General features: G+C 68.4%; 20 protein-coding genes. 8 read left to right on the top strand and 12 right to left on the bottom strand.

Translation table 11 applies throughout. From position 1 onward, the window contains the following. Positions 1–4 precede the first annotated feature (4 nt). From ftsH to dacB, 5 genes are all read right to left on the bottom strand, one after another. Positions 5–2,071, bottom strand: coding sequence for an ATP-dependent zinc metalloprotease FtsH (gene ftsH / locus BJG92_RS02695; protein ID WP_232082479.1), 2,067 nt, complete (start codon positions 2,069–2,071; stop codon positions 5–7). 247 nt (positions 2,072–2,318) lie between these two features. Beyond that, positions 2,319–2,870 (bottom strand): hypoxanthine phosphoribosyltransferase, encoded by a 552-nt coding sequence (gene hpt, locus BJG92_RS02700; RefSeq protein WP_232082480.1) that lies wholly within the window; start codon positions 2,868–2,870, stop codon positions 2,319–2,321. Between the two features lie 29 nt (positions 2,871–2,899). Beyond that, on the bottom strand, positions 2,900–3,937 hold the full coding sequence (gene tilS / locus BJG92_RS02705) for a tRNA lysidine(34) synthetase TilS (protein ID WP_232082535.1): 1,038 nt from the start codon (positions 3,935–3,937) through the stop codon (positions 2,900–2,902). Positions 3,938–4,053: 116 nt separating this feature from the next. After that, positions 4,054–5,172 (bottom strand): zinc-dependent metalloprotease, encoded by a 1,119-nt coding sequence (locus BJG92_RS02710; protein WP_232082481.1) that lies wholly within the window; start codon positions 5,170–5,172, stop codon positions 4,054–4,056. A gap of 82 nt (positions 5,173–5,254) precedes the next feature. Beyond that, the gene (gene dacB / locus BJG92_RS02715) at positions 5,255–6,745 is read right to left on the bottom strand and encodes a D-alanyl-D-alanine carboxypeptidase/D-alanyl-D-alanine-endopeptidase (protein ID WP_232082482.1); all 1,491 of its coding nucleotides are present in this window, start codon (positions 6,743–6,745) and stop codon (positions 5,255–5,257) included. Positions 6,746–6,897: 152 nt separating this feature from the next. Here dacB and BJG92_RS02720 point away from each other — a divergent pair, with 152 nt between their 5' ends. The 4 genes from BJG92_RS02720 to BJG92_RS02735 all read left to right on the top strand — a co-directional run bounded on the left by BJG92_RS02720 (position 6,898) and on the right by BJG92_RS02735 (position 10,432). Continuing rightward, positions 6,898–7,386 carry an inorganic diphosphatase gene (locus BJG92_RS02720; protein WP_232082483.1) on the top strand — a complete coding sequence of 163 codons (489 nt, stop codon included), beginning with the start codon at positions 6,898–6,900 and terminating at the stop codon, positions 7,384–7,386. Positions 7,387–7,542: 156 nt separating this feature from the next. After that, positions 7,543–8,877 carry a carboxylesterase family protein gene (locus BJG92_RS02725; RefSeq protein ID WP_232082484.1) on the top strand — a complete coding sequence of 445 codons (1,335 nt, stop codon included), beginning with the start codon at positions 7,543–7,545 and terminating at the stop codon, positions 8,875–8,877. A gap of 60 nt (positions 8,878–8,937) precedes the next feature. Next, on the top strand, positions 8,938–9,693 hold the full coding sequence (locus tag BJG92_RS02730) for a DUF429 domain-containing protein (RefSeq protein ID WP_232082485.1): 756 nt from the start codon (positions 8,938–8,940) through the stop codon (positions 9,691–9,693). Between the two features lie 139 nt (positions 9,694–9,832). After that, entirely contained in the window at positions 9,833–10,432 is a 600-nt protein-coding gene (locus BJG92_RS02735; RefSeq protein WP_232082486.1) for a helix-turn-helix domain-containing protein, read from the top strand. Between the two features lie 34 nt (positions 10,433–10,466). On the opposite strand, the gene BJG92_RS02740 is transcribed toward BJG92_RS02735, so the two are convergent. The 4 genes from BJG92_RS02740 to serS all read right to left on the bottom strand — a co-directional run bounded on the left by BJG92_RS02740 (position 10,467) and on the right by serS (position 14,143). Continuing rightward, entirely contained in the window at positions 10,467–10,859 is a 393-nt protein-coding gene (locus tag BJG92_RS02740) for a DUF1761 domain-containing protein (protein ID WP_232082487.1), read from the bottom strand. Between the two features lie 49 nt (positions 10,860–10,908). Further along, the gene (locus BJG92_RS02745; RefSeq protein ID WP_232082488.1) at positions 10,909–11,838 is read right to left on the bottom strand and encodes an AraC family transcriptional regulator; all 930 of its coding nucleotides are present in this window, start codon (positions 11,836–11,838) and stop codon (positions 10,909–10,911) included. Positions 11,839–11,867: 29 nt separating this feature from the next. Then, positions 11,868–12,761, bottom strand: coding sequence for an HAD family hydrolase (locus BJG92_RS02750; RefSeq protein WP_232082489.1), 894 nt, complete (start codon positions 12,759–12,761; stop codon positions 11,868–11,870). Positions 12,762–12,862: 101 nt separating this feature from the next. Further along, entirely contained in the window at positions 12,863–14,143 is a 1,281-nt protein-coding gene (gene serS, locus BJG92_RS02755) for a serine--tRNA ligase (protein ID WP_232082490.1), read from the bottom strand. A gap of 78 nt (positions 14,144–14,221) precedes the next feature. Between serS and BJG92_RS02760 the strand changes: the two genes are divergently transcribed. After that, positions 14,222–15,286, top strand: coding sequence for a diacylglycerol kinase family protein (locus BJG92_RS02760; protein ID WP_232082491.1), 1,065 nt, complete (start codon positions 14,222–14,224; stop codon positions 15,284–15,286). Here the strand turns inward: BJG92_RS02760 and BJG92_RS02765 are convergent. From BJG92_RS02765 to BJG92_RS02775, 3 genes are all read right to left on the bottom strand, one after another. Further along, positions 15,283–15,519, bottom strand: coding sequence for a hypothetical protein (locus tag BJG92_RS02765; protein ID WP_232082492.1), 237 nt, complete (start codon positions 15,517–15,519; stop codon positions 15,283–15,285). The two genes, BJG92_RS02760 and BJG92_RS02765, sit on opposite strands and share 4 nt — an antisense overlap. Before the next feature lie 94 nt (positions 15,520–15,613). Then, positions 15,614–16,594, bottom strand: a complete 981-nt coding sequence (gene pheA, locus BJG92_RS02770; RefSeq protein WP_232082493.1) for a prephenate dehydratase — start codon at positions 16,592–16,594, stop codon at positions 15,614–15,616. A gap of 18 nt (positions 16,595–16,612) precedes the next feature. Further along, positions 16,613–16,939, bottom strand: coding sequence for a rhodanese-like domain-containing protein (locus BJG92_RS02775; protein WP_232082494.1), 327 nt, complete (start codon positions 16,937–16,939; stop codon positions 16,613–16,615). Positions 16,940–17,050: 111 nt separating this feature from the next. On the opposite strand from BJG92_RS02775, the gene BJG92_RS02780 reads away from it, so the two are divergent. From BJG92_RS02780 to BJG92_RS02790, 3 genes are all read left to right on the top strand, one after another. Next, complete coding sequence (locus BJG92_RS02780) at positions 17,051–17,905, top strand: peptidase E (RefSeq protein ID WP_232082495.1); 855 nt, start codon at positions 17,051–17,053, stop codon at positions 17,903–17,905. Next, positions 17,898–19,340, top strand: coding sequence for an amidase (locus BJG92_RS02785; RefSeq protein WP_232082496.1), 1,443 nt, complete (start codon positions 17,898–17,900; stop codon positions 19,338–19,340). The genes BJG92_RS02780 and BJG92_RS02785 overlap by 8 nt, the downstream gene beginning before the upstream one ends. A gap of 89 nt (positions 19,341–19,429) precedes the next feature. Next, a complete protein-coding gene (locus tag BJG92_RS02790) occupies positions 19,430–20,551 on the top strand; it encodes an alcohol dehydrogenase catalytic domain-containing protein (protein ID WP_232082536.1) in 1,122 nt (373 codons plus the stop codon). The last annotated feature ends 157 nt before the right edge of the window (positions 20,552–20,708 follow it).

Below are 20,708 nucleotides of genomic sequence, written 5' to 3' on the forward strand. Positions count from 1 at the left end.
AAGCCTAGCCGGGATGGACGTCACGCCCGGTATCCGTCACGCCGCCCTGGAACGACTCCTGTCCGCCGACACCCTGGGCGTGGGGCGGCATTGCGTCGAGGGGTTCCTTGAGCCGGGCCGCCGTGGCGTCTTCCTGGGCTTCGCGTTCGGCCCTCTCCCGGCGGGACTCCACCGGACCCGCGGTCTGCAGCGGGCGGGTCTCCTTGGAGAGCCACACGTCGCGGAAATCGCGCTTCCGGATGTTGGTGAAGATCTGCGCGATCTCGGCCTGGTTGAGGGTTTCGCGCTCCAGCAGTTCCAAGGCGAGGTCGTCCAGGACGTCGCGGTTCTCCGTGAGGATGGCGTAGGCCTCGTCGTGCGCCCCGTCGATCAGGCGGCGCACCTCCTCGTCCACGATGTAGGCGATCTGGTCCGAGTAGTTGCGCTCGTGGCCGGCGTCGCGGCCCAGGAAAGGTTCGCCGCCGCCCTGGCCGAGCCGGACCGCACCGACCCGCTCGCTCATGCCGAATTCGGTGACCATTTTGCGGGCGATCCCCGTGGCCTTCTCGATGTCGTTGGACGCACCGGTGGAGGGATCGTGGAAGACGAGTTCCTCGGCCACACGTCCGCCCATGGCGTAGGCCATCTGGTCGAGGAGTTCGTTGCGGGTGATGGAGTATTTGTCGTTTTCCGGCACCACCATGGTGTAGCCCAGGGCGCGGCCGCGGGGCAGGATGGTGATCTTGGTGACCGGGGCAGAGTTCCGCAGCGCGGCTGCCACCAGGGCGTGGCCGCCCTCGTGGTAGGCGGTGATCTTGCGCTCGTGTTCCTTCATGACGCGGCTGCGCTTTTGCGGGCCAGCCATCACGCGGTCGATCGCCTCGTCGAGGGCGCGGTCATCGATCAGGTTGGCGTTGGAGCGGGCGGTCAGCAGTGCGGCCTCGTTGAGGACGTTGGCCAGGTCCGCGCCGGTGTAGCCGGGGGTCTTCTTGGCCACGGCCTTCAGGTCGACGCCGGCGGCCATCGGTTTGCCTTTGGCGTGGACCTTCAGGATCTGGTCACGGCCGATCAGGTCGGGGGCCTCGACGGAGATCTGGCGGTCGAAGCGGCCCGGCCGCAGCAGGGCGGGATCGAGCACGTCGGGGCGGTTGGTGGCGGCGATCAGGATGACGTTGGTCTTGACGTCGAAGCCGTCCATTTCAACCAGCAGCTGGTTGAGGGTCTGCTCGCGTTCGTCGTTGCCGCCGCCGATGCCGGCGCCGCGGTGGCGGCCGACGGCGTCGATCTCATCCACGAAGATGATGGCCGGGGCATTGGCCTTGGCCTGCTCAAAGAGGTCGCGGACACGGGAGGCACCCACGCCGACGAACATTTCGACGAAGTCCGAGCCGGAGATGGAGAAGAACGGCACTCCGGCCTCGCCGGCGACGGCGCGGGCCAGGAGGGTCTTGCCGGTGCCGGGCGGGCCGTACAACAGCACGCCCTTCGGGATCTTGGCTCCGACTGCCTGGAACTTTGCCGGTTCCTGCAGGAATTCCTTGATTTCCTCGAGTTCCTCGACTGCCTCATCGGCGCCGGCGACGTCACTGAAGGTGACCTGCGGCATGTCCTTGTTCACCAGTTTGGCCTTGGACTTGCCGAACTGCATGACCTTGGAGCCGCCGCCCTGCATGCGGGACAGCAGGAACCAGAAGAGGACACCGAGCAACAGCACGGGGATCAGGAGGGAGAACAGCCCGGCGAACCAGTTGTTTTCCAGCGGCTGGTCGGTGTAGCCGCTCGGTGGCTTGGAGTCGGTGACGGCCTTGACGACGTCGGCTGCGCGGGCGTTGACGTAGTAGAATTGGACGCTTTTGCCCTTGTCCTGCCCGTCGACCTGCAGGTTCTCCTTCAGGACCAGGTCCACGCGGTTCTCCGCGTCGAAGATCTTGGCCTGCTCGATTTTGCCGCCGGCCGTCAGCAGACCCAGACCCTTGTCCGTATCGATCCGGGTGGAACCGCCCGGGGCCAGGGTGGCAAAGGCCAGCAGGAGCATTCCGATAACAACGACAATCCAGATGCCCGGGCCCTTGAAGAAACTCTTAGCTTTCATCTGTTCGGGGCTGGCCCCGTCCCTCCTGGTAGTGCTGCACGGCGACCGATCTGCGCGCGTGTGGTACTGCATCAGCTTCTAGCTATACACCGTCCCACTCAGTCACGCACGGTGGGGGGCAAAAGTTCCCTCTGGGCGTAGCCGAGCCCGGCAGTCAACGCCGGCTGGCGCCGGGAAGTCGGCGCGGCGCGGCGGTTCGGTTCCACGGCTCGGCGCCGCGGCTCGGCGCGGCGCTGCGGCCTTGGCGCTACTCGTAGACGTGCGGCGCCAGGGTGCCGACGAAGTCCAGGTTGCGGTACTTCTCCGCGTAGTCCAGGCCGTAGCCCACGACGAACTCGTTGGGGATGTCGTAGCCGACGTACTTGACGTCGATCTGGACCTTGGCGGCCGTGGGCTTGCGGAAGGCGGTGCAGATTTCGACGGAGGCCGTGCCGCGTGATTCCAGGTTGGTCTTGAGCCAGGACAGGGTCAGGCCGGAGTCGATTATGTCCTCGACGATCAGGACGTCTTTGCCCATCAGGTCGGTGTCGAGGTCCTTGAGGATGCGGACAACGCCGGAGGACTGGGTCCCGGAGCCGTACGAGGAGACGGCCATCCAGTCCATCGATACGTGGCTGTGCAGGGCCCGGGCCAGGTCGGCCATGACCATGACGGCACCCTTGAGCACACCGACGATCAGCAGATCACGGCCTTCGTAGTCTTTGTCGATCTGGGCAGCGAGTTCGGTGATCCGGGTCTGGATCTGCTCCTTGGAATACAGAACGTGCTTAAGGTCTGCCTGGACGTCGTTTGAATCCACCGATAACTCCTGTGTAGATGCGGGGTCGACTATATTTGGGGCGGTTTTTGAAGCCGGAATACAAGCTTCCCACAGCGGGCGCCCTCGCGGGGAACGCCCGGGGGCGTGGATGGGCCGTCGGCGAGCAGCTGCGCGAGCGAGAGCCGGTAGACGCTGACGCCGCCCGGGAGCTCCACCGGGCCGGCCGATCCCCGCCGGCGCAGCAGTGCTTCGGCGGCGAGCAGCCGCTGGTAGCTGGGCTGCTGGCCGCCGACGGCGGCGGCGGCCCTCGCGATGACCCGGAATCTCACGGCCGGGGCCAGTGCGCGCAGGGCTTCCTCCGGGAGGCTGACCGTGGAACCGGATTGTTCTTGCAGCCGGGCGAAGGTGTCATTGGCCACGCCCTCGAGGTAATCGGCGTCGAGCTGCAGGATCGCGGCGGTCCTGGCCAGTGATTCGGCGACCCCGGGGCCGAGTTTTTCCTCCAGGAGCGGCAGTACTTCGACCCGGGTCCGGGACCTCGCAAAGGCGGGGTCCGCGTTGCTGGGGTCATGCCAGGGCTCAAGGCCTTCGGCCGCGCAGATGGCCAGGGTGTCGGTTCGCCGCAGGCCCAGGAACGGCCGCAGCAGCCGCCCGCGGACCGGCCGCATCCCTGCCAGGGACCGGGTCCCGGAACCGCGCGCCAGCCCCAGCAGCACCTGTTCGGCCTGGTCGTCCAGGGTGTGGCCGAGCAGGATCACGGACGCATTGGCCGCTTCCGCGGCCGCCTCGAGGGCGGTGTGGCGGGCGTCCCGGGCGGCCGCCTCCGGTCCTATCCCGGTGGCGGCGACCTCCACGGTCCTGATGTCGACGGGGGACAGTCCCAGGTCCCGCAATGCCGCGGCGGCGGTGGCGGCGACGGCGTCGGAACCGGGCTGCAGCTGGTGGTCGACGACGACGGCGCCAACCGAGATGCTGCGGCCGTCAACGTGCCCGCGGCGGGCGAAATAGGCGGCGACAGCGGCAAGGGCGAGCGAATCGGGTCCGCCGCTGCAGGCGACGAGGACCCGTTCCGGGTAGCCCGCCCCGGCCAGGGCGTCCTGCAGCATCTTCCGGGCGGTGCCGACGACCGGCACCAGCCGGCCGGGCCGGCGTCGTCCGTCCGGGGCTGCGGGGGAAAGGGAGCCGGGGGAAACGGCGGGCGGCTTGCTGGCGGGCACGGGGACTAGAGCCCCATCCGTTCGAGCCAAAGCTTGGAATCGTGGATTTCCGGCTCGCTGGGCAATTGTTCGGCCGACTCCCAGACCTTGTTAAAGCCTTCCATCCCGGCCACGTCGACCACTTCGCGGACGAACTTGGCGCCGTCGCTGTACTGGCGCATCTTGGCGTCGAGGCCCAGGAGGCTGCGGATGAACTTTTCCACCACGCCGCGGTCCTGGCCGCGGGAAGTGAAGCGCTGCCTGATGGTCTTGACGGACGGGACGATGCTGGCGTCGACGGCGTCCATGACCACATTGGCGTGGCCTTCGAGCAGGCTCATCAGTGCGGTCAGACGCGAGAGAGCGGCCTTTTCCTCCGGGTTCTGGAGCAGGTCAAGGATGGCGCCGCGGCTGGGGACAGCCCCGTTCCCGGTCCGGTCCTTGAGTGATTTCGCGGCAGCCGCGGCCCGTTCCATCAGGGAATCGACGTTTCCCAGCAGCTGGCCGCTGAGGTTCTCGATCTCGTCCAGCATGTGGTGGCGGAGCCAGGGCGCCGCCGCGAACTGCACGCGGTGGGTCTGTTCATGGAGGCAGACCCAGAGCCGGAAGTCAGCAGGTTCGACGTTGATTTCGCGTTCAACGGAGATGATGTTTGGTGCTACGAGCAGGAGCCGTCCCGCGGCGGGGGCCGTGGAGTTCCCGGCGAGGGCGGAGAAGGGATCGTACTGGCCGAGGACCTTGCTGGAGAGGAACGCGAGGATGGCGCCCAACTGACTGCCGGTAATGGCGCCGCTGACGCTGGCCGCGCCGGGGCTCACGGTGCCGCTGCGTCCTTCCAGCATCTTTTCCATCGCCGGTTGCAGCATCACGGCAAAGCTTTGAGTGTTGGCCTTGGCCCAGGATGCGCGGTCCACCACAAGGACGGAGGAATCCCGCAGGTCCCGGGCGGCCTCGAGGCCGGTGATGTCATGGACGTGGGGCACGGAAAGGTCCGCCATGAGCCGCAGGTTGTCAACGGCGGCGCCGATCTCGGCGGGCTTAAGGACGGGCCCGGGAGGCGTGAGCCGGGCGGCCGTTGAAGCGGCAAGCTCCCAGTTGATGAGGGCTTGGGCTTGGGCTGATGTCTCGGCTGCAGAGGACTCCATAGGGTCCATCAGATCACAGGGCCCCGTGCTTGCGCCTTAAATTGCGCCGAACGGCGAACGCTGACGACGGCGGGTCCGCCGGTCAGCGGCAGCCGCAGCCGGCCAGGACTGACGCGGTGCGGTCCAGCACGGTCTTGTTGGCGGCACCCGGCGTCAGGCCGTTGCCGATGAAGGAGAACACGAGGAGCCGGCCGTCGGCGTCCACGACGTAGCCGCTGAGCGCGATCACAGTATTCAGGGTGCCCGTCTTGGCCCGGACCAGGCCGGCGCCGCGGGACGTGGAAACATCTGTGTAGCGGTCCCCCAGCGTGCCAGTGAGTCCGGCCACCGGGAACCCGGCAAGAGCGGACCGCAGCCGGGTGTCCGGGCCGGACGTGATGGCGCGGACCACCTCGGAGAGCTGCCGGGCCGTAACCCGGTTGGCCAGGGCCAGGCCGGACACATCAGCGGCACGGAGCGTTTCCGCGGGAATTTCCAGCTCCCCGAGCTGCGCCAGCACGGTGACGATGGCGCCGTCGTTGCTGGCCGGCTTGCCGCTGGCCAGGGCCGCCATCCGGCCCATCACCTCGGTGAGGTAGTTGTCCGAGGTCCGCAACATCAGGTCCACCTGCTGCGCTACCGTGGCCGACTGGACCACGGCCAGGACCCTGGCGGCGGGGCCCTCCGCTCCTTCCGCCCGGGCAGGGATCCGCGCCACGCCGGGCGCCACGCCGAGCCCGGCAGCCCCTGCGGCGGCGGACAACTGGACGGAGAACGCCTCGGCGGCGGTCAGCGCGGAGTCCTGCGGGCGCGGGCCGGTGGACTTGGCCGGGTCGAAGCGCGCCGAGTTCAGCGCCAGGGGAAACAGCGGGGCCGTCTCGCCGGCCGCCACATCATCCGGGCTCCAGGCCGGGCTGAGGGACGGGCCGTCAAACAGGGAGTCGTCCAGCTGCACGGTCACGGTGCCCGAGACGCCGTCGTTCTGCAGGGCGCGGACCGTCGACTGCGCGAGGGTGGCCAGTCCGGCGTGGCCCAGCACCGCGCCGGGGGTCGATTCACCGGCGGCCAGGAGCACGTCTCCTCCGCCAGTGAGTACCACGGTTCCGGGGGCGGAACCGGCCACGACGCGGGTGCTGAAGCGCCGCTCCGGGCCCAGGGTACGCAACGCCGCAGCGGCGGTCAGGAGCTTCATATTCGAGGCGGGAACCCGGGGCTGGTCGCCGGAGCGGTCGAAGAGGACCTCCCCGGTGATGGCGTCCTGCACCACCCCGGTGAAGTCTCCGGCGCCGTCGGCGTTCAGGGTCTCGTTGAGCTGGGCGGCGAGGGAACCCGGAGCGGGAACGGGGGCCGCGTCACTGAGCGGCCGGATTCCGGCGGGGTTGTCGCCGGTCAGGGTTCCCGGCGCCTGCTGCCAGGGCGGGACGGACGGTGCGGGCTCCGCGGAACGGTCCGGGCCAAGAAAAGCCGGGGCGATGGCGGCCCCGGCGGGGACGGCGAGCGCTAGGACCAGGAGGGTCTGGAGCACCAGCGGCAGGATCCGCGGGGGCGGCCCGGGCGCCGGGTCCGCGCCGGCGCGGCTCGTTCTGCGTTTCATGCTGCTGATGGTCCTTTAGTCCTGAAATGTCCCCATTGGTTCCTGAAACCAGGCCCTCTCGCTATATCCTCAATAGTAGTCGGCGGCACCGGCACTGCTTTCTGGATGTCACGGGTGCCGCGAACCCCCCAGAATTCGTCAAGGAGTATTCCATGAAGCATGACGTGACCATCGAGATCCCCAAGGGATCGCGCGTCAAGTACGAAATCGACCACGAGACCGGACGCGTCCGCCTGGACCGTGTCCTGTTCACCTCCATGCAGTACCCCACTCACTACGGTTTCTTCGAGAACACCCTGGGTGAGGACGGCGATCCGCTGGACGCCCTGGTGTTGCTGCAGGACTTCGACCTGCACCCCGGCGTTATTGTCGAGTCCCGCCCGATCGGCGTGTTTAACATGACCGACGACGGCGGCGGGGACGCCAAGGTGCTGTGCGTTCCGGCGGACGCGCGATTCGACCACATCAACGAGATCAGCGACGTCAGCGAATACCTGATCAAGGAAATCGAGCACTTCTTCACCCGTTACAAGGACCTGGAGCCGGGCAAGTGGGTCAAGGCCGAAGGCTGGGGCGACCGCGCCGCCGCCGAAGCCGAGCTCGAGGCATCCATCAAGCGTTACGTTCCGCACACGCACTAACACCCCACCTCCAACGCGGGGTCACTTACCGCCCATCCGACCACCGGAGATGGGCCGTAAGTGACCCCGCGTTGCTGTTAGGCCACGACGGCGGTTGTCTGTGTCGTGGATGTGACATGTCAGGGGTGTGTCAGGAAACTGTGAAATCGTTGGCTCATGAACTCCGAGCCTGCCTTTAGCCCGCCCTGTGGTCCGGTCGCCGGATGGCGGGAGGGCGACGTCCTGCGCGCGACGGGCATTCCGTACGCCACAGCGGAACGTTTCCAGCCACCGGTCAGCGCACCCGATTGGACCGGAGTGCTGTCGGCCACCGCCCCCTCCCCGGCGTGCCCGCAGGCCCCGGTGCCGTTCCTGGACGATATTCTGGGCACCCGTTATGGCGAGCTCCCCGGGAGTGAGCACTGCCAGCAGCTCTCGATCACCCTGCCGGCGGACCTGGCCGAGGATGAGCATGTCCCGGTGATGGTGTGGCTGCACGGCGGGTCCTACACCTCCGGTTCCGGCGACCTGGCGATCTTTGATCCGAAGGCCCTGGTGGCTGAAAACCGGGTCATTGTTGTGTCCGTGACGTACCGTCTGGGCCTGTTCGGCTATCTGGCCAGCGGCACGGGACGGCCCGCGAACCTCGGACTCCTGGACCAGCTCGAAGCGTTCCGCTGGGTCCAGCGCAACATCAGCGCCTTCGGCGGCGACCCCGGAAACGTCACCGCCTTCGGACAGTCCGCCGGGGGCGACGCCGTCGCGCACCTCATGGCGACTGCGGAAGCCCCGGCCCTGTTCCAGCGCGCCATCATCCAAAGCGCACCCCTGGGCATCACCCGGGGACGGGAAAAGATGAGCGCCGCCATGGGCATCGCAGCGGAAACCGTCACCGAGGACACCCCGGCGATGGACGTTGTGGAGATTGAGGGGCAGGTCTCGCAGGTGGCCCGGAAGTTCGGGCTGATCGCGGCCATGCCCTTCGGTACCCAGTACGGGCACGCTCCCCTGCCGCCGGAATCCGGCATCGAGGATGCCTGGAACACCATCGCGCCCGGGATCGAGGTCCTGATCGGACACACCTCGGAGGAGGCCCGGATGTTTTTGCCGCGCAACCGCGCCGTCAGCCGCCTGGCCAAGTTCCCGGTGCTCGGAACCGCCGTCGTTAAGGCCATCAACTGGGGCGTGACCGAGGCAGTGTACGGCCGGTCCGCCAGGAAGTTCGCCCGGCGGCACGCCCGGGCCGGCGGCACGGCCTACAGCTACGTGCTGTCCTGGGCCGCCCCGGGAAACATCTACGGAGCCGCCCACACCGTTGATCTGCCGCTGCTGTTCGGAGACGAAAAGACCTGGGCGGGCGCCGGGCTGGTTGCGGGCGCCACCTGGGAGGAAATCCACGCCCAGGGCCGGGCCCTCCGCGCGGTGTGGGCGCGGTTCGCCCACGGGGACGGCCTGGATAACCGCGGCGGGATTCCCGGTGCCCTCCGGTACCGCGCGGTCGGAGCCGTTTAATCCCGTGCCCACGCCTCTTCTCCCAGGTTCCCCTCCGCCTTACCGTTCGGACGGCCCTCGGTGAGGACCCTCGGCGTCGACCTCGCCGCGGCCACCAGGAAGACCGCCGCCGCCGTCATCGAGTGGGGCAACGGCACCGCCCGCCTGGTGCACCTCTCCCTCGAGGTCGGTGACGAGGAGATTGTTCGGCTCTTCTCCTCGAGCGACATGACCGGCATCGACTGCCCTGTTGGCTGGCCCGACGCCTTTCTTCCCTTCATCGCCGGGCATTTGGCGCTCGACGCGCATCCGGTGCTGGACCACGACGGGATCGAGGGCCGCCGGCTGCTGGCCTACCGGGACACGGACAGGTTCGTCACCCGCCAGACCGGCTTGATCCCCCTCAGCGTCTCCGCGGACCGGCTGGCCCATCCGGCGATGCGGTGTGCCGTGATCCAGGCGAAGATCGCCCGGGATTACGGACCGCAGCCCAGGGACGGCAGCGGCCGGCTGGCCGAGGTCTACCCGGCGGCGTCCCTGAAGATCTGGGGCCTGCCGGCCCGCGGCTACAAAGGGCGCGGCGGCGCGGAAACGCAGCAGCTGGCCGGGATCCTTGGCGGGCTGAAGCACGCAGCACCCTGGCTGGACCTGGCCGAATACGACGACCAGCTGGCTGGCTCCGATGACATGTTCGATGCGCTCATCGCTTCCCTCACAGCCCGGGCTGTGGCCCTCGGCGCGAGTATCCGCCCCGACGCCGGCCACGCCCGGGCTGCCCGGACCGAGGGCTGGATCCATCTGCCCACCGGTGGGCTGCACGGGCTTAACCGGGGGTAACCCGGACGGCCCCGGCCGGCGGGCGATTGCGCCGATCCCGGCTCCCGCCAGGCGCTCCGGATGGTTGCACCGGTACACCTCCCGGGCTGCCGCCGGCTCCTGTTGCCTCCCATCTACCAGCGGGTAGTGTGGTCCAAGAATGTTCACGTTGACCATCAACCAAACCGACAGCCGGCGCGACGGCGATCAGGTGCCGCAGCTCCTCAAGGACCTGCGGCACATTCCGGCGCGCCTCGATTTCGACCGCTCCGTGGAAGACGAAGTCCAGGGCATCGTGGACTGTCCCCGGCAGGCCGTCGAGGCCGCAATGATCGCGCTGCGCAGCGGCAGGTGGTACGTCGGAATCGGCGTGGGCCCGGTTAACGAGCCGCTCCCGAACCAGATCAAGGACGCCTCCGGCCACGGCCTGATCTACGCCCGGCGCGCCGTAGACCGGCTGCGCAACGGCAAGGACCGTATCCCGGTGGCAGTAGAGGGCCCGCTCGCCGATGTCGCGGCCGAAGCCGAGGCCGTGTTGCGCCTGTTGGGCCACATCGTGCATGACCGCAGCCCCGCAGAGTGGCGCGTGCTTGACCTGCTGACCCCCGGGGTCCGCGGCCAGCAGAAAGCCGTCGCGGAGGAACTCGGCATCACCACGCAGGCTGTCAGCAAAGCCGTGGCCCGGGCGCAGTGGAACGAGGAACACGCAGCGCGCCCCGCCGCCGCCCGGCTACTGGGCCTCATCCTGGAGGTACGCTGACGGCTCCCCCGGACGGCGACTCCGGAGTCCACTGCTACTGCAGCGCGCCGATGATGGCGCCCATGGCTGTGAAGGTCACCATGTTGTAACCGGCGTTGATGGCAAACAGCGCCAGGCTCCGGCGCTCAAAGAGATAGTTGACGCCGAACGCGGCGGCCACCCAACCCACGCCGACAGCCAGGCCCGCCAATGCCCCGGACCCGACGTCGGCAGTGCCGATGAACGCGGCCAGCACGACGCTCGCCACCGCGGACAGCAGAAACGAACCGGCAAACACCCGCACGGTCCCGTGTTTGAGCTGTTCATCGGTGAGGCCTGCTGCGCGCTGCCACGCTTTCGCGAAGAGCACCGAGTACCAGAGGCCGCCCACCAGGAACCCTGCCAGCGCCGACAGCAGGACCGCCAGCCAGTTGATGTTCATTGCCATGTCGGCCTCCCGCGGGGCTGCGCCCCCGGAGCGGGGCGATGCACCCACGCTACCGGCCGGCCTCCCGGCGGTCTTGTATAAATCCCGCACCGGCAGCACTGCCTGGCCGTTCCCCCGCTGACCCTCCCGGCACCCCGGTGAGCGGCACGAACGTGGCGAACTCCGGCCCGTACTCATACACCACCCTCAGGTACTCCGACGGCGTATATCCGGCGAAGCGCCGGAACGCCCGGATCAGGTGCGGCTGGTCGTAGTAGTCGGCCAGGGCCAGCAGTTCCCGGCCCGCAGCGGCCCCTTTCGGGAGCGTGGACGCTGCGGTGACGAAACGGTGGAAACGGCAGACATCCGCATACGCCTTCGGCCCGACCCCGCACTCCCGGGCCATGATCCGCTCCAGCGTCGATTCGCTGACGCCGAGCCGGCCGGCAAGCACCCCCACCCGCACGTCCTCCGTGGTCAGGGCTGCGACGGCGCTGACGGCCCTTTCGTCGGAGCGGTAGGCCCCACGCAGCCTGTCGGTGAGGAAGGCGCCGAGCGCAGCAAAGGCCTGCGCCGGCGTCGGGTCCCGGAGTTCCGCCCGAAGACCGCTGAAGCCGGGGAAGATGAGGTCGGCGTCGACCACCCGGCCCTGCAGTGCCGCCGGCGGCTCCGCCGTGAACGCGGGCAGGCCGAATGGTGCGAGCACCGCGCCGATGTTGAAGATCCGCTCCGGGTTCTCGCTGATCAGGAAGCTGCGCTGCAGCCCGGCATGGAAGCCGGCGGTCATCTCCGTAGCGGCCGGCCGGCCCGGGCCATCCGGGCCGGGACCGCGGCGAAACGGCTCGATCACGCGGTACGGTTCCGACAGATTAAGCACCAGGTGCGAGGAAGGGCCAGGCAGGATCTTCTCGTACCGGGCCGCCGGTTCTCCGCGGACCAGCCAGAAGGCAGCGACGAAGGGCTGCAGGGCCGGCGGCGCGGGACACTCCTCGTAGAGCACAGCCCCAGTCTAGGACCGCCCTGGCCCGGCTAGAGCAGGATGCTGCGCAACACGTGGGCGGCGCCGTCGTCGTAGACCGAGTGCGTGACCTCATTCGCGGCGGCGATGACTTCCCCGGGTGCCTGTCCCATGGCGACGCCGCGGGCCGCCCAGGTGAGCATTTCGATGTCATTGCGCCCGTCGCCGACGGCGACCGTTCGGTGGTTGGCGATGCTGAGCCGAAGCCGGAGCTGTTCCAGGGCGCTGGCCTTGGTGACGCCGGCGGCGGCAATGTCCAGCCACGCGGTCCAGCCCACCGAGTACGTCACGCCGGCCAGTCCGATGTGGCGGATGGCGGTGTTGAACTCCTCGGGGGTGTTCTCCGAGCTGAACACCACCACCCGCACCGCGGTGGCCTCCAGCATGGTCTGGAAGTCGACGCCGATCGCCTCAACCCCGAAGCTGGCGTCCTGGAAACGCTCGGTGGACAGGAAGTTGCCGTCCTCGTCCTCCAGCGCGTACTTGGCCGAGGGCAGCCGTTTGCGCAGGGCGCGCAGGGCCGGACCGGGATCGAAGGTTGCCTTGTGGATGACCTCGTAGCCATCGGCCAGGCTGGAATCGAGGCGGAGGGTCACGCCGCCGTTGGAGCACACGGCAAAGCCGTTCTCGATGCCGATGTGCTCGATGATGGGCAGCGTGGCGTTCAGGGAACGGCCCGTCGCGATCATGACGTGGTGGCCGGCGGCCACGACGTCCTGGGCGGCGTCGCGGACGGGGACCGACATGTGGCCGTCGTGGTCCACGAGCGTCCCGTCGACGTCCAGGGCAATCATCATCTTGTCGCCAGCGTTGATTCGGCTGGCGGTGTTTTCGCTGGCGCTGTTCTGGTGGCTATCTCGCCGGTCATCGTTGCCGGCGACTGAGGTTTCAGTCAATGTTGTCATCTAACAAGTAGACCAGACACCCCAGACGGCCGCTAGGATCCACGCCACAGCAGGCCGTTAACTGATGGTGAACACCTTGCGCGCCGGCACTCGGCCCCGGCTCAGATGACCGGGAAGACCGTCATGCCGCCGAGATGCCTTTGCAGTGCCTTGGGGATGTTCACGGAGCCGTCCGGGTTCTGGTGGTGTTCCAGGATGGCGACGATCCACCGCGTGGTTGCGAGGGTGCCGTTAAGCGTCGCCACGGCGCGGGTGCCCTTGGGTGCACCGTCCTCGCCGAGCGCGCGTTCGCGGATGTTGAGCCGGCGGGCCTGGAAGGTGGTGCAGTTGGAGGTTGAGGTCAGCTCGCGGTAGGCGCCCTGGGTGGGGACCCAGGCCTCGCAGTCGAACTTGCGGGCCGCGGAGTTGCCCAGATCACCTGCAGCCGTGTCGATCACACGGTAGGGCAGCTCGCACTTGGCCAGCATTTCCTCTTCCCAGGCCAGCAAGCGCGCGTGCTCGGCGTCGGCCTCTTCAACCGTGGTGTAGACGAACATCTCCACCTTGTTGAACTGGTGCACGCGGATGATGCCGCGGGTGTCCTTGCCGTGCGAGCCGGCCTCGCGGCGGTAGCAGGAGCTCTGTCCGGCATAGCGGACCGGGCCGGCGGAGAGGTCCAGGATCTCGTCCGAGTGGTACCCGGCCAGGGGCACTTCCGAGGTGCCCACGAGGTAAAGGTCGTCTTCGGCGAGGCGGTAGATCTCGGCGTCGTGCTTGACGTCGAACCCGGTGCCCTGCATGATCTCCGGGCGCACGAGGGTGGGCGTGATCATGGGCACGAAGCCAGCATCGATAGCCTGCTCCATGGCCATCTGCAGCAGGGCCATTTCCAGCCGTGCCCCCACGCCGCGCAGGAAGTAGAAGCGTGACCCGGAGACCTTGGCGCCGCGTTCCATGTCGATGGCGCCGATCAGCTCGCCGATCTCCAGGTGGTCCCTGGGCTCAAAGTCGGTGAATTCGCGCGGCGTGCCGACGGTCTTGACCACAATGTAATCGTCCTCGCCGCCTTCCGGGACGCCGTCCCCGATCAGGTTGGGGATTCCGCGGAGCAGTTCCTCGTGCGCGGCCTGGACGACGTCGGCCTCGGCGGAGGCGGCCTTGACCTCGGCGGCGAGGGCCTTGACCTCTGCCAGCAGGGCCTGCTTCTCCTCACCCTTGGCCTGCGCGACCTTTTTGCCGAAGGCGTTCTGCTCGGCCCTGAGGTTCTCGAAGCGGATCAGGGCTGCGCGGCGGGCTGCGTCTGCGGCGATGATCGCGTCCACCACGGATTCGTCTGCGCCGCGGGCGCGCTGGCTTGCACGGAACTTGTCCGGATTTTCGCTGAGGTCTTTTACGTCGATCACCCGCTAAGACTATCCAATCCGGTGCCCACCGGTGGGCAATCCGGCCGCCGTGCCGGTGCGGGATAGGGTTGGAGCAGAATGCGTGACTGGCTGCTGTACCTCGTCATCGCTGGAGTCCTGGTGTTTGCCGTCTCCAGTTGGTGGGGAGTGCGCCGGTTGAGGGCCAGGCACACCCGGAGCGCCGTCTGGGAGGAAACCCACAGCCCGGGCCTGGGCCAGCAGAAGGTCGCCGTCGTCATGAACCCGATCAAGGCCAAGTCCGACGAGGCACGCGCCCTGATCGAGCAAGCGTGCGCCGCGGCCGGCTGGGCGCCGCCGCGCTTCTTCGACACCACCGCCGAAGACCCCGGATCCTCGCAGGCCCGTGCAGCTGTGGAGTACGGGGCCGACGTCGTCCTGGTGGGCGGCGGTGACGGCACGGTGCGCGTCGTGGCCGAGATTCTCGCCGGCACCGATATCGCCATGGGCCTGATTCCGCTCGGCACCGGCAACCTGCTGGCACGCAACGTCCACCTTGAGCTGAACGACCTGAACGACTGCGTGCAGACGGCATTGTTCGGGCACCAGCGCTTCATCGACACAGCCCGCATGCGAGTCGAGAATTCCCGGACCGGCACGGCCTCGGAGCACACTTTCCTGGTGATCGCGGGCATGGGAATGGATGCCGAAGTGGTGGGCGACACCAGTGACGGGCTCAAGAAGGCTGTGGGCTGGCTGGCCTACACCGAGGCGGGGGTCCGGCATCTTCCCGGGCGGCGGAAGAAGGTCTCCATCGCCCTCGACGACCAGCCCGAACAGTCCCGGAAAATCCGGAGCGTGCTGTTTGCGAACTGCGGCCTGATCCCGGGCGGGATCGACTTTATCCCCCAGGCCATGATCGATGACGGCATGCTCGATGTGGTGGTGATGAGCCCGCGCAGCGCGATCGGCTGGCTGGCCATGTACTGGAAGATCGTGCTCAAGCACAAGAGAACCCTACCGGTGATGACGTATTACCGTTCCGGCAGGATTTCCATTCGCTGCGCGGAACCGATGCCCACCCAGGTCGACGGCGATCCGTCCGGCCCGGCTACCCGGGTCACCGTGCAGGTGGCGCCGGGTTCACTGCTGGTTCGCGTCAAGGAAGGCGCCGCAACGGATTAGGCGCTGGCTGCCTTCTCCGCGGCTTCCTTGTCCGCGTCTGCGGTTTTCTTCGCTTCAGCGGCCGCCCTGGCGGCGCGCGCTTCGGACTGCTCGCGGATCATCGCCTGCTCCTCTTCGAAGCGCAGGCGGTCCGCGCGGTCGGCGTCGTCGCCGTCCCAGTCCTGGTTGTCAGCGGTCGGCTTGGGATTGACAATCATTCCCTGTCCGTCATTTTCGAGGCTGGAACCTGACATGGCCTGCTCCCTCCGGTAGAGGACTTCCCCAATATGGATCAGGCAAGCATACGCATAGTTTCAGAGGGGCGGAAGTGCCTGCTGTGGCATTTGTCTACGCTCTCGGCGAAGCCTCCGGCGCATATTCCGGCAGCAAAGATGCTCCGGACAGGATGTTTTTCACCCACGCCTGTGCGGCCCGGAACGCCTGGTCGGAGGTGTGGGGTGCCACAACTGCCCGCTGGCCGTCGGCGCGGCTGTAGGACCCCAGGAATCGCGTGGCAGGGCTGATCCGGTGCAGTCCGGCCAGCGCGTCCGCCACACGGGCGTCGGCCACGTGGCCGTCGGCGTCGATACTGAAGAAATAGTGGCCCAGGTACTGGCCCGTGGGCCTGGACTCGATCCGGCTCAAGTTCACGCCGCGGGTGGCGAACTGGTCGAGGATCTCCATCAGTGCACCCGGCCGGTCCTCCGGGAGGGGTACCACCACGGTGGTCTTGTCCGCGCCGGTGGGCCCGGGCAGTTCGCCGGGCCGGCCGACCAGGACGAAGCGCGTCACGGCACCCGGGTTGTCCCCGATGTTCTCCGCCAGCACCGACAGACCCGGCTGCTCGGCGGCGACGATCGGGGCGCAGATCGCCGCGTCGTAGTGTGCGCCGTCCTCGAGAAGTCCCATGGCGGCCGCCGCTGTTGAGGAGCCCGGGATGTATTCCGCGTGGGGAATATTAGTCTCGACCCAGAGCCTGCACTGGGCCCAGGCATGGCCGTGGGTGGACACCCTACGGATGTCCTCGATCCGGACGCCGGGCCGCGCCACGAGGACGAAGCTGATCGGGACGAGGGCTTCGCGGAGGATCCGCAGCTCCTTGCCGGTGGCGATCGCGTCCAGCGTCGCCGTGACGCCGCCCTCCACGGAGTTCTCGATCGGCACCATGGCAGCGTCCGCAGAGCCGTCCCGGACCTTATCAAGCGCCGTGTTAACGTTCGAGGCCGGGATGCGGATGGCGTCCACGGCCCCCGGAACCTGCATCAGGGCGGCCTCCGTGAACGTGCCGGCGGGTCCGAGGAACGTGTAGGTGGGAGGGGAAGCGGGCATCGGCGCTACTTTCTTTGATTACAGGATGACGGGTTTGAGGCCGTTGTCGGACACCAGCGGCCTGCCGGTTTCAATCCACTGGTCCATGCCGCCGGCCACGTTCAGGGCCGAGTACCCCAGCCCCACTAGCCACTGCGCGGCGCGGAACGACCGGCCTCCTGTGCGGCAGATGACATAGAGGTCCTCGTCGGGATCCAATTCGTCGATCCTGCCCGGCAGCTGGTCGAGCGGAATGTGCAAGGCACCCTCGGAGTGGCCCGCGGTCCATTCATAGTCTTCGCGGACATCCAGGATCCTGGCACCCTCGGGGATCTCGGACACTGTGACGGTGTCGAAGTCGCTCATGGTCGTCCTTTCCGCAAAATGCATGGTCTGTCTCCAGCGTATCGCCAGCCGCCTGCGCCGCGCCCCTGCGGGCAGCACGTTACGCTTCTGGAATGGCGCACAGGAGACACCATGACAGCTGATCAGCCCACCATTCTGGCGACGTCCGGCGGTTACCGGGCCGGGAGCCGCAGCAGGCTGGAGTTCGACCGCCTGGTCCACCACGCCGTCGAGCTCTCCGGGGTGGGCGGACGCGCCCCGCGGATCACGCACATCGGCACTGCCTCGGGAGACCAGCGCTCGTTCAACGCCGAACTCGACGAGGCCGCCCGGATCGCGGGCTTTGACTTCAGCCACCTCAACCTCTTCACCATGCCCAACCATCCGGACCCCGAGTCGCACCTGCTGGAACAGGACGTCGTCTGGGTCAACGGCGGTTCGGTGGTGAACCTACTCGCGGTGTGGCGGGCGCACGGACTGGACAGCATCCTGCGGCGTGTGTGGCAGCAGGGCGTGGTCCTGGCCGGCGTCTCGGCGGGATCGATCTGCTGGTTCCAGGGCGGCACCACCGACTCGTTCGGCCCCGAGCTGGCCGCAGTGACCAACGGCCTGGCGCTGCTTCCCTACGCCAACGGCGTGCACTACGACTCCGAGGCACGCCGCCGCCCCCTGGTGCACCGCCTTGTGGCCGAGGGAACCCTCGGCGAGACCCATTGCACGGACGACGGCGTGGGACTGGTCTATCAGGGGACCGAACTTGTCGAGGCCGTGAGCGAGACCAGGGGCAAGGGCGCGTACATTGTGCGGCGGCTCGCGGGCGCCACGGGGGACATGTCCAGCGCCCTGCCGCGGACATGCCCTCCCCCGGGTGCGGGGACCGGGCATAGTGCCACCATGTCCACCCGGGAGGCCGGGGAATGGGCATGTCCCCCGGGCGGGGAGGCCGCCGCGGCCGAGGAACGGCTGGAGCCGCGCTTCCTTGGCTGACATCCATGAACTTTCGGCCGTGGAGCTGCGCGATGCCCTGCGCTCCGGCGACCTCTCGGCACGGCAGGCCGCCCGCCACTTCCTGGACCGCATCACGGCCCAAAACCCGCAGCTGGGCGCCTTCATCACGGTCACAGCCGAACAGGGCATGCTTGATGCGGCAGCGGCGGATGAGCTCTTTAGCCGTTCCCGCCGGGACGGGGCGGGGCTGCCAGCGCTGCACGGGGTGCCCGTAGCATTCAAGGACCTGACGGACGTCGCCGGCGTCATCACCACTCATGGCAGCGCAGCCCTCGAGCACAAGCCCGCGCTGCTCGACGGCGCCCCGGCCGCCGCGCTCAGGGCCGCCGGCATGATCTCGCTGGGCAAGACGCAGGTTCCGGAGTTCGGACTCACGGCGTACAGCGAGAACCGGATCGCGCCGCCGTCGCGCAACCCCTATGCCCTCAGCCGCAGCTCGGGAGGCTCCTCCGGGGGCAGCGCAGCCGCCGTTGCCGCCGGGCTGGTGCCGTTCGCGCCCGGATCCGACGGCGGCGGTTCCGTCCGCATTCCGGCCGCCGCCTGCGGGCTCGTCGGCCTCAAGCCGGGCCGGGGGCTGGTTCCCGCGGGGGAAAGCACCGGCGATCCCGCCGGACTCGTTGTCACCGGGCCGCTGGCTCGCTCCGCCGCGGACGCGGCACTGATGCTGGACGCGCTGGTGCCTGCTCCTCCGCCGGGGAGTACGGGCGAATCCGCGCCCGGCTACCTCGAACGTACCGGCCGGGAACCCGGCAGGCTGCGCATCGGGGTGAGCCTGGACAGCCCGTGGCAGATGATCTTCCCTTTCGCACCGGACCGCGAGGCCGTTGAGGCCCTCGACGCGGGCATCCGGCTGCTGGAGGCGGCCGGGCATGAAACCGGCGAAGCCGCGATCCGCTACGACAACCGCTACCCGGACGCTTTCACGACGGCCTGGACGGCCGCCGTCGGCAGCGCCCGGATCGTTCCGCAGCGCGAGGCGCTCCTGACCCCGCTGACCCGGACCTTCCGGCGCCGCGCCCAGCAGCGCAGCCCGGCCAGACTCAACGAGTCTCTCCGCTTCCTGCGTCAGTTCCAGCAGGACACGATCCTCCAGTACGGCGGCTGGGACCTCATGCTGATGCCGGCACTGGCGCAGACCCCCCGTCCCGTCGGCTGGTTCACGGGGGCGGCCCACGGCGACGACTATTGGCCGGCGGCCGAGTGGGCCGGAGACGCCGACGGCGACTATCGCAAGCAATGCGAGTACGCGCCGTGGTCCTCGATGGTGAATGTGTGCGGACTGCCGGCCATCACCATTCCGGTGCACTGGACCGGCGGCGTGAAGGGCTGCGGACTGCCGATGGGCATCCAGCTGATCGGGCCGATGGGATCAGAGGCGCTGCTGCTGCAGGTGGCAGCGCAGCTGGGGTTCTAGCGAGGGGGCCGCTGTACGGTGGACATGTCCACTCTTGAACGGCCGCCCTCCGGAAAGCAGCGGAGCCGGAAATGAGACGAAAGGGATCGATGAAGATCACCGGTGCAGTACTTGAGGAAATCGGCCGCCCGCGCCCGTTCGCGGACTCCAGGCCCATCACCATCTCCGAGCTGGAGTTGGACGGTCCCGGACCCACCGAAATCCTCGTCCGGATCGAGGCCGCCGGCATCTGCCACTCGGACCTGAGCGTTGTTGACGGGAACCGCGTACGGCCGGTGCCGATGCTGTTGGGGCACGAGGCCGCCGGACGGGTGGTCGAGGTCGGCTCCGAGGTCACGGATCTGCGGCCGGGCCAGCGTGTGGTTATGTCCTTCCTGCCGCGCTGCGAGCAGTGCGAAAACTGCGCCGAGGACGGCCGGCTGCCGTGCAGCACCGGCTCGAAGAGCAACGGCGAGGGAACGCTGCTGCACGGCTCGATGCACCTGAACCGGGACGGCGAGAAGATCTACCACCACCTCGGCGTCTCCGGCTTCGCCACCCACGCCGTCGTGGACCGGGCCTCGGCCGTGCCCGTCGGCGATGACATCCCCGCGGATATCGCCGCTGTCCTGGGCTGCGCCGTGCTCACCGGTGGCGGCGCAGTCCTCAACGCGGCCCGGCCCAGGCCGCAGGACAGCATCATGATTGTGGGGCTCGGCGGCGTCGGCATGGCGGCGCTGATCACGGCCATCTCGCAGAATGTCTCCCGGATCATCGCCGTGGACACGATGGAGGAAAAGCTCGCGCACGCCGGCCGGCTCGGCGCCCACGAAACGTACACCCCGCAGCAGGTCGCCGAGCAGGGCATCAAGGCCAGGTACGTGATCGAGTGCGCCGGCAACCCGCGCGCCTTCGAGACCGCGTTCGCGGCCACCGCCGTCGGCGGCACCACCATCACCGCGGGGCTGCCGCACCCGGACGCCCGCGCCCGGATTTCCCCGCTGACCGTCACCGCGGAGGCCCGGACCGTCGTCGGAAGTTACCTCGGCTCGGCGGTGCCCGCGCGGGACATCCCCAAGTACGCCCAGCTCTGGCGTGACGGAAAACTGCCCGTCGAGGAACTGATCTCCGCGCGCATCGCGCTGGCGGATATCAACGAGGCCATGGACCAGCTGGCCGACGGGAAAGCGGTCCGCCAGGTCATCATGTTCGACGCCGCCGACACGGCGTAGGAGACCCGGCAGGGAACACGCGAAGGGGACACGCGTGGGGGACGGCCCAGACGGCAGGGGCGTTGCCGGCGAAAGCCCGGGATGGAGAGGCAAAACACGGCCCGGGTTGCTTGCCCCAGACCCGCTCCAATGTGACAATCGCGCGTCATAATGTCAC

Source organism: Arthrobacter sp. SO5 (genome assembly GCF_020532805.1).
Taxonomy (GTDB): Bacteria; Actinomycetota; Actinomycetes; order Actinomycetales; family Micrococcaceae; genus Arthrobacter.

Excerpts from the sequence above, each read along its gene's own strand:
- tilS (WP_232082535.1), bottom strand. The coding sequence starts at position 3,937 with ATGCTGCAGGACGCCCTGGCCGGGGCGGGCTACCCGGAACGGGTCCTC.
- BJG92_RS02760 (WP_232082491.1), top strand. The coding sequence starts at position 14,222 with ATGCGTGACTGGCTGCTGTACCTCGTCATCGCTGGAGTCCTGGTGTTT.
- BJG92_RS02780 (WP_232082495.1), top strand. The coding sequence starts at position 17,051 with ATGACAGCTGATCAGCCCACCATTCTGGCGACGTCCGGCGGTTACCGG.
- BJG92_RS02725 (WP_232082484.1), top strand. The coding sequence starts at position 7,543 with ATGAACTCCGAGCCTGCCTTTAGCCCGCCCTGTGGTCCGGTCGCCGGA.
- ftsH (WP_232082479.1), bottom strand. The coding sequence starts at position 2,071 with ATGAAAGCTAAGAGTTTCTTCAAGGGCCCGGGCATCTGGATTGTCGTT.
- BJG92_RS02775 (WP_232082494.1), bottom strand. The coding sequence starts at position 16,939 with ATGAGCGACTTCGACACCGTCACAGTGTCCGAGATCCCCGAGGGTGCC.
- BJG92_RS02735 (WP_232082486.1), top strand. The coding sequence starts at position 9,833 with ATGTTCACGTTGACCATCAACCAAACCGACAGCCGGCGCGACGGCGAT.
- BJG92_RS02710 (WP_232082481.1), bottom strand. The coding sequence starts at position 5,172 with ATGGAGTCCTCTGCAGCCGAGACATCAGCCCAAGCCCAAGCCCTCATC.
- pheA (WP_232082493.1), bottom strand. The coding sequence starts at position 16,594 with ATGCCCGCTTCCCCTCCCACCTACACGTTCCTCGGACCCGCCGGCACG.
- BJG92_RS02720 (WP_232082483.1), top strand. The coding sequence starts at position 6,898 with ATGAAGCATGACGTGACCATCGAGATCCCCAAGGGATCGCGCGTCAAG.
- BJG92_RS02765 (WP_232082492.1), bottom strand. The coding sequence starts at position 15,519 with ATGTCAGGTTCCAGCCTCGAAAATGACGGACAGGGAATGATTGTCAAT.
- dacB (WP_232082482.1), bottom strand. The coding sequence starts at position 6,745 with ATGAAACGCAGAACGAGCCGCGCCGGCGCGGACCCGGCGCCCGGGCCG.
- BJG92_RS02740 (WP_232082487.1), bottom strand. The coding sequence starts at position 10,859 with ATGGCAATGAACATCAACTGGCTGGCGGTCCTGCTGTCGGCGCTGGCA.
- BJG92_RS02790 (WP_232082536.1), top strand. The coding sequence starts at position 19,430 with ATGAAGATCACCGGTGCAGTACTTGAGGAAATCGGCCGCCCGCGCCCG.
- BJG92_RS02750 (WP_232082489.1), bottom strand. The coding sequence starts at position 12,761 with ATGACAACATTGACTGAAACCTCAGTCGCCGGCAACGATGACCGGCGA.